This window comes from Vibrio cyclitrophicus, assembly GCA_023206055.1.
Taxonomy (GTDB): Bacteria; Pseudomonadota; Gammaproteobacteria; order Enterobacterales; family Vibrionaceae; genus Vibrio; species Vibrio cyclitrophicus_A.
The window spans coordinates 2976946-2992085 of the sequence record CP065366.1 but is presented as its reverse complement, the minus strand read 5'-3'; the positions used below and the strand labels follow the sequence as shown (position 1 = coordinate 2992085).

Annotated in this window: 13 protein-coding genes and 2 tRNA genes; 13 read left to right on the top strand and 2 right to left on the bottom strand. The window is 45.2% G+C overall.

Translation table 11 applies throughout. The annotated features are described in order from the left end of the window. Positions 1-30: 30 nt before the first annotated feature. The 13 genes from secG to ITG09_13090 all read left to right on the top strand — a co-directional run bounded on the left by secG (position 31) and on the right by ITG09_13090 (position 13032). Complete coding sequence (gene secG, locus ITG09_13150) at positions 31-363, top strand: preprotein translocase subunit SecG (protein ID UPR51634.1); 333 nt, start codon at positions 31-33, stop codon at positions 361-363. A 16-nt stretch (positions 364-379) separates the two neighbouring features. Continuing rightward, positions 380-464, top strand: a tRNA-Leu gene (locus ITG09_13145). A 53-nt stretch (positions 465-517) separates the two neighbouring features. Then, positions 518-594, top strand: a tRNA-Met gene (locus ITG09_13140). A gap of 222 nt (positions 595-816) precedes the next feature. After that, positions 817-1272: a ribosome maturation factor RimP gene (gene rimP / locus ITG09_13135; GenBank protein ID UPR51633.1), complete on the top strand. Its 456-nt coding sequence runs from the start codon at positions 817-819 to the stop codon at positions 1270-1272. Positions 1273-1307: 35 nt separating this feature from the next. Then, positions 1308-2795 (top strand): transcription termination/antitermination protein NusA, encoded by a 1488-nt coding sequence (gene nusA, locus ITG09_13130; protein UPR51632.1) that lies wholly within the window; start codon positions 1308-1310, stop codon positions 2793-2795. A 22-nt stretch (positions 2796-2817) separates the two neighbouring features. Beyond that, the gene (gene infB / locus ITG09_13125; protein UPR51631.1) at positions 2818-5508 is read left to right on the top strand and encodes a translation initiation factor IF-2; all 2691 of its coding nucleotides are present in this window, start codon (positions 2818-2820) and stop codon (positions 5506-5508) included. Positions 5509-5642: 134 nt separating this feature from the next. Further along, a complete protein-coding gene (rbfA, locus tag ITG09_13120) occupies positions 5643-6056 on the top strand; it encodes a 30S ribosome-binding factor RbfA (GenBank protein UPR51630.1) in 414 nt (137 codons plus the stop codon). Then, positions 6056-7009 (top strand): tRNA pseudouridine(55) synthase TruB, encoded by a 954-nt coding sequence (gene truB / locus ITG09_13115; GenBank protein ID UPR51629.1) that lies wholly within the window; start codon positions 6056-6058, stop codon positions 7007-7009. The genes rbfA and truB overlap by 1 nt, the downstream gene beginning before the upstream one ends. 218 nt (positions 7010-7227) lie before the next feature. Then, entirely contained in the window at positions 7228-7497 is a 270-nt protein-coding gene (gene rpsO, locus ITG09_13110; protein ID UPR51628.1) for a 30S ribosomal protein S15, read from the top strand. Positions 7498-7875: 378 nt separating this feature from the next. Continuing rightward, positions 7876-9996, top strand: coding sequence for a polyribonucleotide nucleotidyltransferase (gene pnp / locus ITG09_13105; GenBank protein ID UPR51627.1), 2121 nt, complete (start codon positions 7876-7878; stop codon positions 9994-9996). 124 nt (positions 9997-10120) lie between these two features. Next, positions 10121-11044 carry a lipoprotein NlpI gene (gene nlpI / locus ITG09_13100; protein ID UPR51626.1) on the top strand — a complete coding sequence of 308 codons (924 nt, stop codon included), beginning with the start codon at positions 10121-10123 and terminating at the stop codon, positions 11042-11044. A gap of 153 nt (positions 11045-11197) precedes the next feature. Then, positions 11198-11605, top strand: coding sequence for a MarR family transcriptional regulator (locus ITG09_13095; protein UPR51625.1), 408 nt, complete (start codon positions 11198-11200; stop codon positions 11603-11605). 89 nt (positions 11606-11694) lie between these two features. Further along, entirely contained in the window at positions 11695-13032 is a 1338-nt protein-coding gene (locus ITG09_13090) for an MATE family efflux transporter (GenBank protein ID UPR51624.1), read from the top strand. Positions 13033-13117: 85 nt separating this feature from the next. On the opposite strand, the gene ITG09_13085 is transcribed toward ITG09_13090, so the two are convergent. Continuing rightward, the gene (locus ITG09_13085) at positions 13118-13996 is read right to left on the bottom strand and encodes a U32 family peptidase (GenBank protein ID UPR51623.1); all 879 of its coding nucleotides are present in this window, start codon (positions 13994-13996) and stop codon (positions 13118-13120) included. A gap of 18 nt (positions 13997-14014) precedes the next feature. Beyond that, the gene (locus ITG09_13080; GenBank protein UPR51622.1) at positions 14015-15028 is read right to left on the bottom strand and encodes a U32 family peptidase; all 1014 of its coding nucleotides are present in this window, start codon (positions 15026-15028) and stop codon (positions 14015-14017) included. Positions 15029-15140 lie beyond the last annotated feature (112 nt).

The following is a 15140-nucleotide window of genomic DNA, read 5'->3' as shown; positions in this document are numbered from 1 at the left end:
GGCTCAACAATTAGGAACATAGGTGGAAAAATGTTTACAGTTCTACTTGTGATTTACCTGTTGGCAGCGCTTGGTGTAATTGGCCTAGTGTTGATTCAACAAGGTAAAGGCGCAGATATGGGAGCCTCTTTCGGTGCTGGCGCTTCAAACACTGTGTTTGGTGCTGGTGGCTCAGGAAATTTCCTTACCCGAATGACTGCAATTTTTGCAACTACATTTTTTATCCTTAGCTTAGTGCTTGGTAATATGTCTACACATAAGACTGAGTCACAGTGGATTGACCCGACCCAAGGTCAGGTAATTCAGCAAGCTGATGATGCAGTGAGTGAAGTTCCATCGCAAGGCGATGAAATTCCACAATAATCTGTAAAGATTTGATGCCGAGATGGTGAAATTGGTAGACACGCTAGCATGAGGTGCTAGTGCCTTAGGGTGTGAGGGTTCGAGTCCCTCTCTCGGCACCATGTTTACAAACTTGTAAAACATCTTGTTGGGCGTATAATGCTCGCAAGTCGGACGCGGGATGGAGCAGTTTGGTAGCTCGTCGGGCTCATAACCCGAAGGTCGTCGGTTCAAATCCGGCTCCCGCAACCAATTTCAATGCTATTATATAGCTTGTATTGGTAGCAAGTTTGCACAGTGTGAACCTCACTGTGAGTTAAGTGTGATGACACTTAACATATAAGGGTCCAGCAACAAAAACCCCGGCTTATACGGGGTTTTTTGTTATCTAAGCATTTGTAAATGTATTTAGATAATGTTTGCTTGGAATTTAAATTGGGCTTTGAGCCCTTTTTTTGTTTCTGGAGTGGTTAAATGACTGGTTTAGAAAGACAACTTACTGAAATGCTTGACGCTCCAGTAGCAGCATCAGGTTATGAGTTAGTTGGATTAGAATTTATTCGTGCTGGTGAGCACTCAACGCTACGTATTTACATCGATTCACCAAATGGTATCAATGTAGATGATTGCGCTGAAGTTAGTCACCAAGTAAGTGCCGTAATGGACGTTGAAGATCCAATTTCAGTGGCTTATAACCTTGAAGTGTCTTCACCAGGTTTAGAGAGACCACTGTTCAAAGCAGAGCATTACCAACAATTTATTGGTCACGAGGTAAGCATCGTTTTGAAAATGGCTGTCGGCAACCGTCGTAAATGGAAAGGTGATATCCAATCTATCGAAGGCGAGACAGTGAAAGTATTGGTTGAAGGACAAGAAGAAGAATTCGTCCTGAGCAATATTGCGAAAGCTAACCTGATCCCTAAATTTTAGTTCTCCTAGAGAGAAGAGCTTAAGAGGCTAGATTAATGAACAAAGAAATTTTGGCGGTAGTAGAAGCTGTTTCTAATGAGAAAGCAGTTCCTCGTGAGCGTATTTTTGAAGCGCTTGAAATCGCGCTTGCAACAGCAACCAAAAAGAAAAGCGAACTAGAAATTGAAGTTCGTGTTGAAATCGACCGTAAAACGGGTGATTTCGAAACTTTCCGTCGTTGGGAAGCTGTTGAGGAAGTTGAATTCCCAACAAAAGAAATCTCTATTGAAGCTGCAAAGTACGATGACCCAGAGATCGAACTTGGCGGTTTCATTGAAGATGATATCGAATCAGTAACGTTTGACCGTATTACGACTCAAACGGCTAAGCAAGTTATCGTACAGAAAGTACGTGAAGCTGAACGCGCTCAAATCGTTGAGCAGTTCATCGATAACGAAGGCGAGCTAGTCACTGGTGCAGTTAAGAAAGTTAACCGTGACACCGTTATTCTAGACCTAGGTAACAACGCTGAAGCGGTAATCCTTCGTGATGACCAACTTCCTCGTGAAAACTTCCGTCCAGGTGACCGTGTTCGTGGTCTTCTTTACGCAGTTAAACCAGAAGCTCGTGGTTTCCAGCTTTTCGTTACTCGTTCGAAGCCAGAAATGCTAGCTGAACTATTCCGTGTTGAAGTGCCTGAAATTGGTGAAGAGCTAATTGAACTTAAAGGTGCTGCACGTGACGCTGGTTCTCGTGCTAAAATCGCTGTGAAAACAAACGACAAACGTATTGACCCAGTTGGTGCGTGTGTTGGTATGCGTGGCGCACGTGTACAAGCTGTTTCTAACGATCTTGGTGGTGAGCGTATTGATATCGTTCTTTGGGATGATAACCCGGCTCAATTCGTAATCAACGCAATGGCTCCTGCTGATGTTGCTTCAATCATCGTTGATGAAGACGCACACTCTATGGATATCGCTGTTGAAGCGGATAACCTAGCACAAGCGATTGGCCGTAGCGGTCAAAACGTACGTCTAGCTTCTCAACTTACTGGTTGGGAACTGAACGTAATGACAGTTGCTGATCTAGAGAAGAAGCACCAAGAAGAAGCCGTTGCTTCTATTGAAAACTTCATGAAGCACCTAGACATTGAAGAAGACTTTGCTCAAATGCTTGTTGAAGAAGGCTTCTCTACGCTTGAAGAAGTAGCATACGTTCCTGTGAACGAGCTTCTTGAAGTAGATGGTCTAGACGAAGGTATCGTTGAAGAACTACGTAACCGCGCAAAAGACGCACTGACTACTCTAGCGCTAGCGAAAGAAGAAACTTTCGACGGTGTTGAGCCTGCTGAAGACTTACTTGCACTTGAAGGTCTTGAGCGTGAAATGGCTTACAAGCTAGCAGCAAAAGGCGTTGCGACATTGGAAGACCTAGCTGACCAAGGCGTTGATGAACTAGAAGGCATCGAAGACCTAACTGCAGAACGTGCAGGCGAGCTAATTATGGCTGCGCGTAACATCTGTTGGTTCGGCGACGAAGAATAATTCAGCAAGGAGAGAAAGCGGTATGACACAATTAACAGTTAAAGCACTGAGTGAAGAGATTGGTACGCCAGTTGACCGCTTAATTGAACAACTTGCTGATGCAGGCATGAAGAAAGCAGGGTCGGATCAAGTGACTGATTCAGAGAAGCAAACATTGCTAACGCACCTTAAAAAGGAGCACGGCGATACTTCAGGCGAAACAGAACCGACTCGTTTAACTCTTCAACGCAAGACCCGCAGCACGCTAAGTGTTGCCGCTGGAGGCGGTAAGAGTAAGGATGTTCAAGTAGAGGTACGTAAAAAGCGTACTTACGTGAAGCGCAGCACTATTGAAGATGAAGCGAAACGTGAGGCTGAGGAAGTAGCTAATCGTGAAGCGGAAGAGAAAGCACAACGCGATGCTGAAGAGCAAGCGAAACGTGATGCTGCAGAGAAAGCACAGCGCGAAGCCGAAGAAAAAGTAACACGTGAAGCGGATGCAAAACGTGATGCTGAAGAGAAGGCTCAACGCGCACAAGCTGAAAAGGCTAAAAAAGACATGAATTCAAAAAATGCAGACGCTAACGCACAAGCGAAAAAAGAAGCGGATGAACTTAAAGCTCGTCAAGAGCAAGAAGCAACTCGTAAAGCAGAAGCTGAAGCAGCTAAGCTTGTTGAAGAAGCTCGTAAGTTAGCAGAAGAGAACCAAGAACGTTGGTCTGAAGAAGAGAAGAAGAAGAAAGAGCAAGAGAAATCTGCGGATTACCATGTGACTACTTCTACTTACGCTCGTGAAGCTGAAGATGCGGCAGATAAGAAAGATGAGAAAGCACCTCGTCGTCGCAAGAAGAAAGCAGCTCCTGCTAACCAACCTGCAAACAACCGTGGTGGTCGTAACCAACGTGGTCGTGGCGGTAAAGGTAAGCTTGCTAAACCAACTTCAATGCAGCAAGGCTTCGATAAGTCAGCGACTGTTGCTAAATCTGATGTTGCTATCGGCGAAACTATTGTTGTTTCTGAACTGGCTAGCAAAATGTCAGTTAAAGCAACTGAAGTTATCAAAGTAATGATGAAGATGGGCGCTATGGCGACTATCAACCAAGTGATCGACCAAGAAACAGCACAACTTGTTGCTGAAGAAATGGGTCACAAGGTAATCCTACGTAAAGAAAATGAACTTGAAGAAGCAGTACTAGCTGACCGTGATAGCGATGCTATCGCTGAAGGTCGTGCTCCTGTTGTTACTATCATGGGTCACGTTGACCACGGTAAAACTTCAACACTTGATTACATTCGTAAAGCACACGTTGCTTCTGGCGAAGCTGGCGGTATCACGCAGCACATTGGTGCTTACCACGTAGATACTGACAACGGCATGATCACTTTCCTTGATACTCCTGGACACGCGGCGTTTACCGCTATGCGTGCTCGTGGTGCTCAAGCGACAGATATCGTTGTACTTGTCGTTGCAGCAGACGATGGCGTAATGCCACAAACAATCGAAGCAATCCAGCACGCGAAAGCGGCAGGCGTTCCTCTGATTGTTGCTGTGAACAAGATTGACAAAGAGGGTGCAAACCCAGACAACGTTAAGAATGAGCTAGCTCAATACGACGTTATCCCTGAAGAATGGGGCGGTGAGAACATCTTCGTTCACATCTCTGCTAAACAGGGTACAAACATCGATGGTCTTCTAGAAGCAATCCTTCTTCAGTCTGAAGTTCTTGAGCTTACAGCGGTTAAAGAAGGCATGGCGTCTGGTGTTGTTGTTGAATCTCGTCTTGATAAAGGCCGTGGTCCAGTTGCAACAGTACTAGTACAGTCTGGTACTCTAAACAAAGGCGACATCGTTCTTTGTGGTCAAGAGTATGGCCGTGTTCGTGCAATGCGCGATGAGAACGGCAGAGACATCGAAACTGCAGGTCCATCTATCCCTGTAGAAATTCTAGGTCTTTCTGGCGTACCTGCATCAGGTGACGAAGCGACTGTTGTACGTGATGAGCGTAAAGCACGTGAAGTTGCGAACTACCGTCAAGGTAAATTCCGTGATGTTAAACTAGCTCGCCAACAAAAAGCGAAACTAGAGAACATGTTCGCGAACATGACAGCTGGCGAAGTAGCTGAGCTTAATGTTGTACTTAAAGCTGACGTTCAAGGTTCTGTAGAAGCGATTGCTGACTCTCTACTGAAACTGTCAACTGACGAAGTTAAAGTGAACATCGTAGGTTCTGGTGTTGGTGGTATTACTGAAACTGATGCAACTCTTGCTGCAGCTTCTAACGCTATCATCCTTGGTTTCAACGTTCGTGCTGACGCAACTGCGCGTAACACGGTTCAGAACGAAAACCTAGATCTACGTTACTACTCAATCATTTACCAACTGATTGACGAAGTGAAACAGGCGATGGGCGGTATGCTTGCTCCTGAATTCCGTCAAGAGATCATTGGTCTTGCACAAGTTCGTGACGTATTTAAGTCGCCTAAACTTGGTGCAATCGCTGGTTGTATCGTTACTGAAGGTACGATTAAGCGTAGCAACCCAATCCGTGTACTTCGTGAAAACGTTGTTATCTACGAAGGTGAACTTGAGTCACTTCGTCGCTTTAAAGATGACGTACAAGAAGTTAAGAACGGTTACGAGTGTGGTGTCGGCGTTAAGAACTACAACGACGTTCGCGTTGGTGACCAGATCGAAGTATTCGAAATCGTTGAGGTTAAACGTACTCTAGACTAATCAGTCTGTACGACTCGACATATTGACTAAGGTTACTAACATTACTAGTAAAGGTAATAAGTAATCGGTTGTTGAATACACCATGGGGGGCTGGTAATTACCAAGCCCCCCATCTTTCTAAGTGAGAAAAGAAAATGTCAAAAGAATTTAGCCGCACACAACGTGTGTCTCAGCAGCTTCAAAAAGAGCTTGCTCTTATCCTACAACGTGAAGTTCGTGACTCACGTATTGGTATGGTAACTATCTCAGACGTAGAAGTGTCTCGTGACCTTGCTTACGCAAAAGTGTTCGTGACCTTCCTATGTGTTGGTGAGCAAACTCCTGAATCATGTCTTAAAGCTCTTAAAGAGCATGAAGTGCCAGTTCGTATGGCTCTTGGTAAGCGTATTCGCCACCGTTTAACGCCTGAAGTTCGTTTTACTTACGACAACACACTAGTAGAAGGCATGCGTATGTCTAACCTAGTAAGTGAAGTTCTGAACGACGACAAGCGTAAGCAAGAAGAAGCAGGCCGTACTGACGAAACTCAGTCTAAGGGCGAAGAGTAATGGCTCGCCGTCGTAAAGGTCGCCCTATCAACGGGGTAATTCTATTAGATAAGCCGACTGGCATTTCGTCTAATGATGCACTGCAAAAAGTAAAGCGTATTTACTTTGCAGAGAAGGCAGGGCACACCGGTGCTCTGGATCCTCTTGCGACTGGCATGCTGCCAATTTGTCTTGGTGAAGCAACAAAGTTCTCTCAGTTTCTTCTAGATTCTGATAAGCGCTACGTTGTTATCGCTAAGCTTGGTGAGCGTACCAATACCTCTGACTCTGACGGTGAAGTGGTAGAGACACGTGATGTTAACGTAACTCAAGAACAACTGGAGCGTTGCATTGCGAGCTTCAAAGGTGAAACCGACCAGATTCCATCAATGTTTTCAGCATTGAAGTATCAAGGTAAGCCTTTGTATGAATACGCACGTGCAGGTATTGAGGTTCCTCGTGAGTCTCGTAAGATCACTGTGTACTCTATTGAACTGCTTCGCTTTGAAGGTGATGAAGTTGAAATGGAAGTGCATTGTTCGAAAGGTACTTACATCCGTACAATCACCGACGATCTTGGTGAAATGCTAGGTTGTGGTGCTCATGTGACAATGCTTCGTCGTACTGGTGTTGCAAAGTACCCGTATGAACGCATGGTTACCTTAGAACAGTTGAACGAAATTCTAGAGCAAGCACAGGCGCAAGAAATTGCCCCGAAAGAGCTGCTTGACCCACTGCTGATGCCAATGGACACTGCCGTTGAAGACTTACCAGAAGTAAACCTGAACGCGGAACTGACTGACCTAGTTCAGCACGGTATGCCAGTTCAGGTTGCTGGTGCGCCCAATGAAGGCACGGTTCGCATGACAAGCGGCGAAGAGAAGCTGTTTGTCGGCGTTGCTCAGATTGGCGAAGATGGCCGAGTTGCACCGAAGCGTTTGGTTGTTTTCAGAGATGAAGAGCCACAAGCGTAGCGCTTACATAGAGTTTGATTTTAGCGCTGAGTCGTGAAAGACGAGTAAATAATATAGAAAGCGAACGCCTAATTTAGGTGGTTCGCTTTTTTCGTTTTTAATGGGTTCGATTGTTATTGCACCAACTGACAAACTTCCCTATAATCCTCGGCTCGCGTAGCGGCTGAATCAGAGATTGGCTGCTACAAATATAAACTTACTCTTATCAGGAGAGATTTATGTCTCTGAATGCAGAAACTAAAGCAGCAATCGTTGCAGAATACGCACAATCTGAAGGCGACACAGGTTCACCAGAAGTACAAGTAGCACTACTTACTGCTTCTATCAACCACCTACAAGGTCACTTCAAAGCGCACAAACACGATCACCACAGCCGTCGTGGTCTACTACGTATGGTTTCTAGCCGTCGTAAGCTTCTTGATTACTTGAAAGGCAAAAACCTTGCTCGTTACCAAGACCTAATCAAGCGTCTAGGCCTACGTCGCTAATAGCGATGTCTGCAAAGACAGTTTGAAGAAAAGGAGCATTTATGCTCCTTTTTTTGTGCCTGTAAGAAAATGCTAGGCTGGATGGTCAGAATATCATCTGGCTTTTTCTGATAGGAAATATATCTCCTAATAAAAATAGTTTATACTACGCCCGCCTATAGCGTTTTCAGCGTTTGGCAATCAACCTCTCAAGAGATTACAGTCACAGATGTCGGCCAATAGGTCGCGACTATTCAAAGGCGGATTTGGTCCTAATTCGGCGTATGAACTCATACAAAGAGTCACCATCCTAAGTCCCTTTTCACTAGTCGCGATTGGTAATGTCTTGAGTCATTCTTCACTTAATCTAAAGTCTGACTTTAGAGCTAAGGATATACAATGTTTGAAAAACCAGTTGTAAAATCGTTCCAGTACGGTAACCACACCGTTACTCTAGAAACGGGCGTAATTGCACGTCAAGCTACTGCTGCTGTAATGGCGACTATGGACGATACATCAGTATTCGTTTCTGTTGTTGCTAAGAAAGAAGCAGTTGCAGGCCAAGATTTCTTCCCTCTAACAGTTAACTACCAAGAGCGTACATACGCTGCGGGTAAAATCCCTGGTGGTTTCTTCAAGCGTGAAGGTCGTCCATCTGAAGGCGAAACACTAACAGCTCGTCTGATTGACCGTCCAATTCGTCCACTTTTCCCAAGTGCGTTTAAAAACGAAGTTCAAGTTATCGCTACGGTTGTTTCTATCAACCCTGACGTAAACCCAGACATGATCACTATGATCGCAACGTCTGCTGCACTTGCTATCTCTGGTGCTCCATTCAATGGTCCTATCGGTGCTGCACGTGTTGGTCACATCGACGGCGAACTTGTTCTTAACCCATCAAATACTGAGCTTGAAAACTCTAAACTAGACCTAGTTGTGTCTGGTACAGAAGGCGCAGTACTAATGGTTGAATCTGAAGCTGATAACCTATCTGAAGAAGAAATGCTTTCAGCTGTTGTTTACGGTCACGACCAACAACAAGTTGTAATCAAAGCGATCAACGAATTTGCAGCTGAAGTTGCAACTCCATCTTGGAACTGGGAAGCGCCAGCAGTTAACACTGAGCTTAAAGCTAAAGTTGCTGAGCAAGCTGAAACTCGTCTATCTGACGCGTACCAGATCACTGAGAAAATGGCTCGTTACGAGCAAGTTGGCGCAATCAAGAACGACGTTGTTGAAGCTCTAATTGCACAAGACGAAAACCTAGATGAGCGCGAAATTCGCGGCATGCTTGGTTCTCTAGAGAAAAACGTAGTACGTAGCCGCATCATCGCGGGCAACCCACGTATCGATGGCCGTGAAAAAGACATGGTTCGTGCGCTAGACGTACGTACTGGTGTTCTTCCACGTACACACGGTTCTTCTCTATTCACTCGTGGTGAAACTCAAGCACTTGTTACTGCAACGCTTGGTACACAACGTGATGCACAAATCATCGACAGCCTAATGGGTGAGAAGAAAGACAACTTCCTTCTACACTACAACTTCCCTCCATACTGTGTAGGTGAAACTGGTTTCGTTGGTTCTCCTAAGCGTCGTGAAATTGGTCACGGTAAGCTTGCTAAACGTGGTATCCAAGCAGTAATGCCTTCTGTTGACGAATTCCCATACACAGTTCGTGTTGTATCGGAAATCACAGAATCTAACGGTTCTTCTTCAATGGCTTCTGTATGTGGTACATCTCTAGCTCTTATGGATGCTGGTGTTCCAATCAAAGCTTCTGTTGCGGGTATCGCAATGGGTCTTGTTAAAGAAGGCGACGATTTCGTTGTTCTTTCTGACATCCTTGGCGACGAAGATCACCTAGGTGACATGGACTTTAAAGTAGCAGGTACTAACGCTGGTATCACTGCACTTCAAATGGACATCAAGATCGAAGGTATCACTAAAGAGATCATGCAAATTGCACTTAACCAAGCGCAAGGTGCACGTAAGCACATCCTTTCTGTAATGGATGAAGCTATCTCTGGTGCTCGTGAAGATATCTCTGAATTCGCTCCACGTATCCACACAATGAAAATCAGCTCTGATAAGATCAAAGATGTTATCGGTAAAGGCGGCGCAGTTATCCGTGCTCTTTGTGAAGAAACGGGTACTACAATCGAAATCGAAGACGATGGCACAATCAAGATTGCTGCTACTGAAGGCGCAGCTGCTAAAGAAGCTATCCGTCGTATCGAAGAGATCACAGCTGAAGTTGAAGTTGGCCGCATTTACCAAGGTAAAGTTGCTCGTCTAGCTGACTTCGGTGCATTCGTTACTATCCTTCCAGGTAAAGATGGTCTAGTACACATATCTCAAATCGCTGACAAGCGCGTTGAGAAAGTGTCTGACTACCTAACTGAAGGTCAAGAAGTTCCTGTTAAGGTTCTTGAAATTGACCGTCAAGGCCGTGTACGTCTAAGCATGAAAGAAGCAGTTGAAACGCCAGCTGAAGGCGAAGCACCTGCTGCTGAGTAATTCTCAGTGTGTCGATGGTGATATCGCTTTTTAGTGATTTCTAACCTATCGTCAACAAAGCATGTTATAAAGGGGAGCATATCGCTCCCCTTTTTTATTGCGGTCATAACAGGAGTAATTATTTGTGAAATGGTTTCAAACCGCGAGTATGTGTTTACTGCTTGTACTAACAGGTTGTGCGACAACATCAGATAACACCTCACGTTGGGTTTATCCACCGATGGCTGTGCCACTGCAACCAAGCGTTCAACAAGAAGTTCAAATTGCACGTCTTAGTCAGTTATTACAGCGCCCAGATTTGAACGATGAAGTTCGAGCTAAGATGCTGTTTGAACGTGGTAACTATTATGACAGTGTTGGCCTACGTGATCTCGCGCGCCTCGACTTCAACCAATCTCTTTCATTGAACCCTGCTCAACCTGATATCTTCAATCTTTTGGGTGTTTACTTTACGCAGGTAGGGGAGTTTGATGCCGCTTATGAATCTTTTGATTCAACGTTAGAGCTTGATCCTGCAAACTCTTATGCAGAAAGAAACCGCTCTATCGCACTTTACTATGGTGAGCGTTACGACTTAGCCAATGAAGAGATGATGAAGCACTATGCCGATGATCCTAGCGATCCATTTCGCGCTCTGTGGTTGTACATCATTCAGCATGAACTCACGCCAGAACAAGCTAAGCTTGATTTACAAACACGTTATGAGAGTCGTGATGAGCAGTGGGGCTGGGTATTAGTCGCGATTATGCTTGATGACATCACTGAAGAGCAGGCTTTCAAGGCGATCTTAACCGGTACTCGTGACAACACGTTACTTGCGCAGCGCCTAACAGAGACGTACTTCTATCTTGCTAAGCGTTACCATATGAATGGTGACTACGCGAATGCTATATCTTTGTACAAGTTAGCGGTTTCTTTTAACGTGTATGAATACGTAGAACACCGTTACTCTTTCTTAGAGTTAAGCCGTATTTTCACCACGCTTAAAGCTGAGCACTTAGCGCAAGTTAAGCTGGCTGAGGCCGAAGAAGAAGCCAACGCTAAGTAAGCAACACATTTTGATTCCGAAAAGCCGCTGCCTGTCAGCGGTTTTTTTATGCGCCTTTTTTATGATCTTCATCTCGTTTTGATTGCTTTTTATTTAAACAACACTAAAATAGTTAGCCTTGCTAACTAAATGCTATTCTTTGATTAGGTGAGTATGCTGAACCAGAATTTAGAAAAGATTGAGCGCTTCGCCTCCAAGATATGGCGCACTCAGGTAAATGAAGATCCTATTTGCCAATTGAGCTTCAATGAGTATGACTATTTGAAGGTCATTCAAGCCTCTCCTGAACCGATCCGATTGACTGATCTTGCGGTTGAGATGCAGGTGACCAAGCCTTCAGCAACCACTATGGTTCAAAGGTTAGAGAGAAAGGGACTTGTTGAGCGTAAAGCTTCGCTCGAAGATGCGAGGTCTAAGTTGGTCGTACTGACCAGCAAAGCTGAAGTTGGCTTGGAAGAAGAAAGTAAGATCTATCAGGTCATGGCACAGATACTGGAAAGTCGTTTGTCTGAGCAAGAATCTCAGCAGCTAAACCTATTATTAAATAAAGCTTTGAAGTAAATAATTTAGATATTTAGTTAGCCTTGTTAACTAATTTTTCGAGTCATATCTTGTTGATATGCGACTCACAAATGAAAGTAGAGTAAGAAATGAGTAACTCAATTCGTCGCCAGTTTTGGCGATACACAATCCCTACCGTGGCGGCCATGTTGGTTAATGGGCTGTACCAAGTGGTGGATGGCATCTTCATTGGCCGATATGTGGGGGCTGATGGACTTGCAGGTATCAATGTTGCGTGGCCTGTGATTGGTTCGATTCTCGGTATTGGTATGTTGGTGGGTGTGGGTACAGGTGCGCTTGTCTCAATTCGTCAAGGTGAAAAAGATACTCAAGGCGCTAAGCAGATCTTAGCAACGGGGTTAACCTTGTTGTTAGCGATAACTCCTATTGTCTCTGCATTGCTGTTTTTGTTTGCTGATAACTTCTTGCTTTGGCAAGGCGCTGAAGGGCGAGTATATGAACTTGGCCTGCAGTACTTACACATTCTGATTGGTGCCAGTGTCTTCACGTTAGGTTCGATCGCGATGCCGTTTTTACTGCGTAACGATGATAGCCCTAATCTAGCGACGATATTGATGATCGTTGGTGCGGTAATTAACATCGTACTCGATTACCTGTTTATCGCTCTCTATGGCTGGGAGTTGATGGGCGCAGCATTAGCAACAGCAATTGCCCAATTTGTGGTAACGGCTCTCGGCTTGGCTTACTTCTTCTCACGTCGAGCAAACCTACGTTTACGTTGGAATGAGTTGAGATTGAAGCTGGATGTGATTCCACAAATCTTCGCCATTGGTACATCAAGCTTCTTTATGTACGCTTATGGGTCGATGATGGTGGCGCTGCACAATGCGTTGTTCTCTCAATATGGCGACCAGTTGATGATTGGCGCGTACGCGATTTTGGGCTACATCGTGACGGTGTACTACCTCACGGCTGAAGGTATCGCCAACGGCATGCAACCATTGGTGAGCTACAACCATGGTGCGCGTAACCAAGCGAACATCCGTAAGTTACTTAAGATAGCGATGATGAGTTCGGTATTGATTGGTGTGGCGTTCGTGCTGCTTCTGAACGCGTTCCCACGTGAGTTTGTGTCAGTATTTAACTCAGACGAACCTCAGCTAGTTGAGTACACCGTGTTGGGTATTCGACTTCACATGTTTGCACTGGCGCTGGATGGCTTCTTAGTAGTTGCAGGTGCTTACTATCAGGCAGTGAACAAGGGCAGCAAGGCGATGTTTGTGACGATAGGTAACATGCTTATCCAGCTGCCGTTTTTATACATTATGCCTAAGTTGTATGGTGTGCCGGGGATCTGGATTGCGTACCCATTGTCTAACATTGCGCTAAGTGTGGTGGTGATGGTGATGCTCTACAAAGACCTAAAGAAGCTCGATGCCTCACCGATGGAGACAGCGACGGCATAGGTCGTGTTTCTTAAGTCGAATTAAAAAGGTCTAGCGAATGCTAGACCTTTTTTGTATCTGTTGCTGGTTAGTTCAATGCGAGGAACTAGATGTTCTTAACGTCTAAACCTGCAAGCTGATGCCAGTAACCATTACATTGGCGGCTTTCAATCTTTATCGGTTTTTGACCTTGCTCGTTGGCTCTGAAGTTATTGATTTCAGAGAAGGTATCAATACCTAACGGGCTCAAACGAACCACGTCGACCAAGTCATGCATGCTCGGCAAGTCATTGACTAGGTTGTAGCAGTAACCCGATTGGGTTTGGATGCCATTAAGGTTAAAGACCGACTGACCTTCTTGGCTATCGACTTGTAAGCCTGTTGGGTATTTGATGCAGCAGGTTTCGCAATCGTCTTTGGCTTTGTTTTCAGCGCGAGCGGTAAAGCAGCGTGCCGAGTAAGCAAGCGGCAGGTAGCCATGGCTAAACACTTCTACTTCAAATTTATTACGGATGTTCAGTTCTTCACACTGGGTCATCACGTTGTTTAGCCATTCGCGAGACAGCTCAACCGGCATACACCAACGCGTCATACCTTGTTTCAAGAACAGGTTCAGCGTGCGGGCGTTGTATGTATTTACAGCTGGGCCAACCACGAACGGTACTTTGCTTTCGCTGGCTAGCTGAATTGCAGATACATCATTGGCTTCGATCGCAAAGTCACCATTATCGATGTACTTTTTCATGATGTTGACTTCGCTTGGCGCTTCGAGCAATGCCATGGTCGAGAGGACAACTTGCTTACCTGAAGCAGACAGCTCTTTAGCAATGTCCATCCAGTGTTTCGCTTTCATCTCACGACGCTTTGAACACACCGCTTCACCTAGGTAGATGATGTCGGCAGAGCTTGATTTCGCTTGCTCATAGAAGCTTTCAACGTCTTGTTTTGGCCAAAAATAAAGTAGAGGGCCTAATGCGTATTTCATTGAGTTCTCCATTTGGCTCTATTGCCATTTACGGTGATAAGCGCCAAGCGTGGTTTGTGTACCTTCTGATACATTCGCCAGTGTCGCATTCCAAGCTTGTTCCACTTGGTATTGTTCTGGGTTCGCTAAGTAGCGATCGATAGCTGCGCGCCACGTACGGGTGACTTGTTCAACATAAGCAGGGCTGCGCTGGCGACCTTCAATCTTCACCGAGGCAACATTTGCTGCGAAAAGCTCAGGCAACATGGATAGTGTGTTGAGGCTCGTTGGCTCTTCAAGTGCGTGATAGCGCTTACGTTCACCATCGATCTCCGCTTCAAAGCGACCTTTACACAACGTTGGGTAACCAGCGTTTTCACCTGCTTCATACTTATCGATAAGGATTTCGTTCAAGCGAGACTCTAAGCCGGTTTCTGTTTCTTGCCAGCGAACGTATTTCGCCGGAGAGCAAGCACCAACGGTATTGGGTGATTCGCCAGTCATGTATGAAGAGAGGTAACAACGACCTTCTGCCATGATACACAAGCTACCAAAAGCGAATACTTCAAGGTCAACGTCAGAAGTGATATTACGAGAAAGCTGTTTGACCTGATGAATCGACAATACACGTGGCAGTACGACACGCTTAACGTTGAAGTTTTTATGGTAGAAGTCGATAGCTACTGCATTGGTCGCAGATGCTTGCACTGATAGGTGCAGTTCTAGATCTGGATACTTATTTGCTGCGTACTCAAGCACCGCGATATCTGCGATGATCAGCGCATCAACACCCAGTGCAGCGGCATTGTCTACGGCATTAGTCCAACGGTCGAAGCCATTTGGGTGAGCAAACGTATTTAGGGCAACATGAATTTTCTTGTTGTGGTCATGCACATACTGCACAGCACGATCGAGCTTTTTACCCGCAAAGTTCAGTCCTGCAAAGTGTCGGGCATTGGTATCGTCTTTGAATCCGATATAGACAGCATCCGCACCACAATCAATAGCGGTTTTCAAAGCAGGTAAGTTACCCGCTGGGCATAAGAGTTCCATTTGCTCACTACCAGTAGAATTAAGTTGAAGCGAGCATTTTATGAAGAATTATGAATGACGGAATTGATGTAAGGCAGGTTTAGATGGATAAATCTGCTTTTACTCCGTTTGA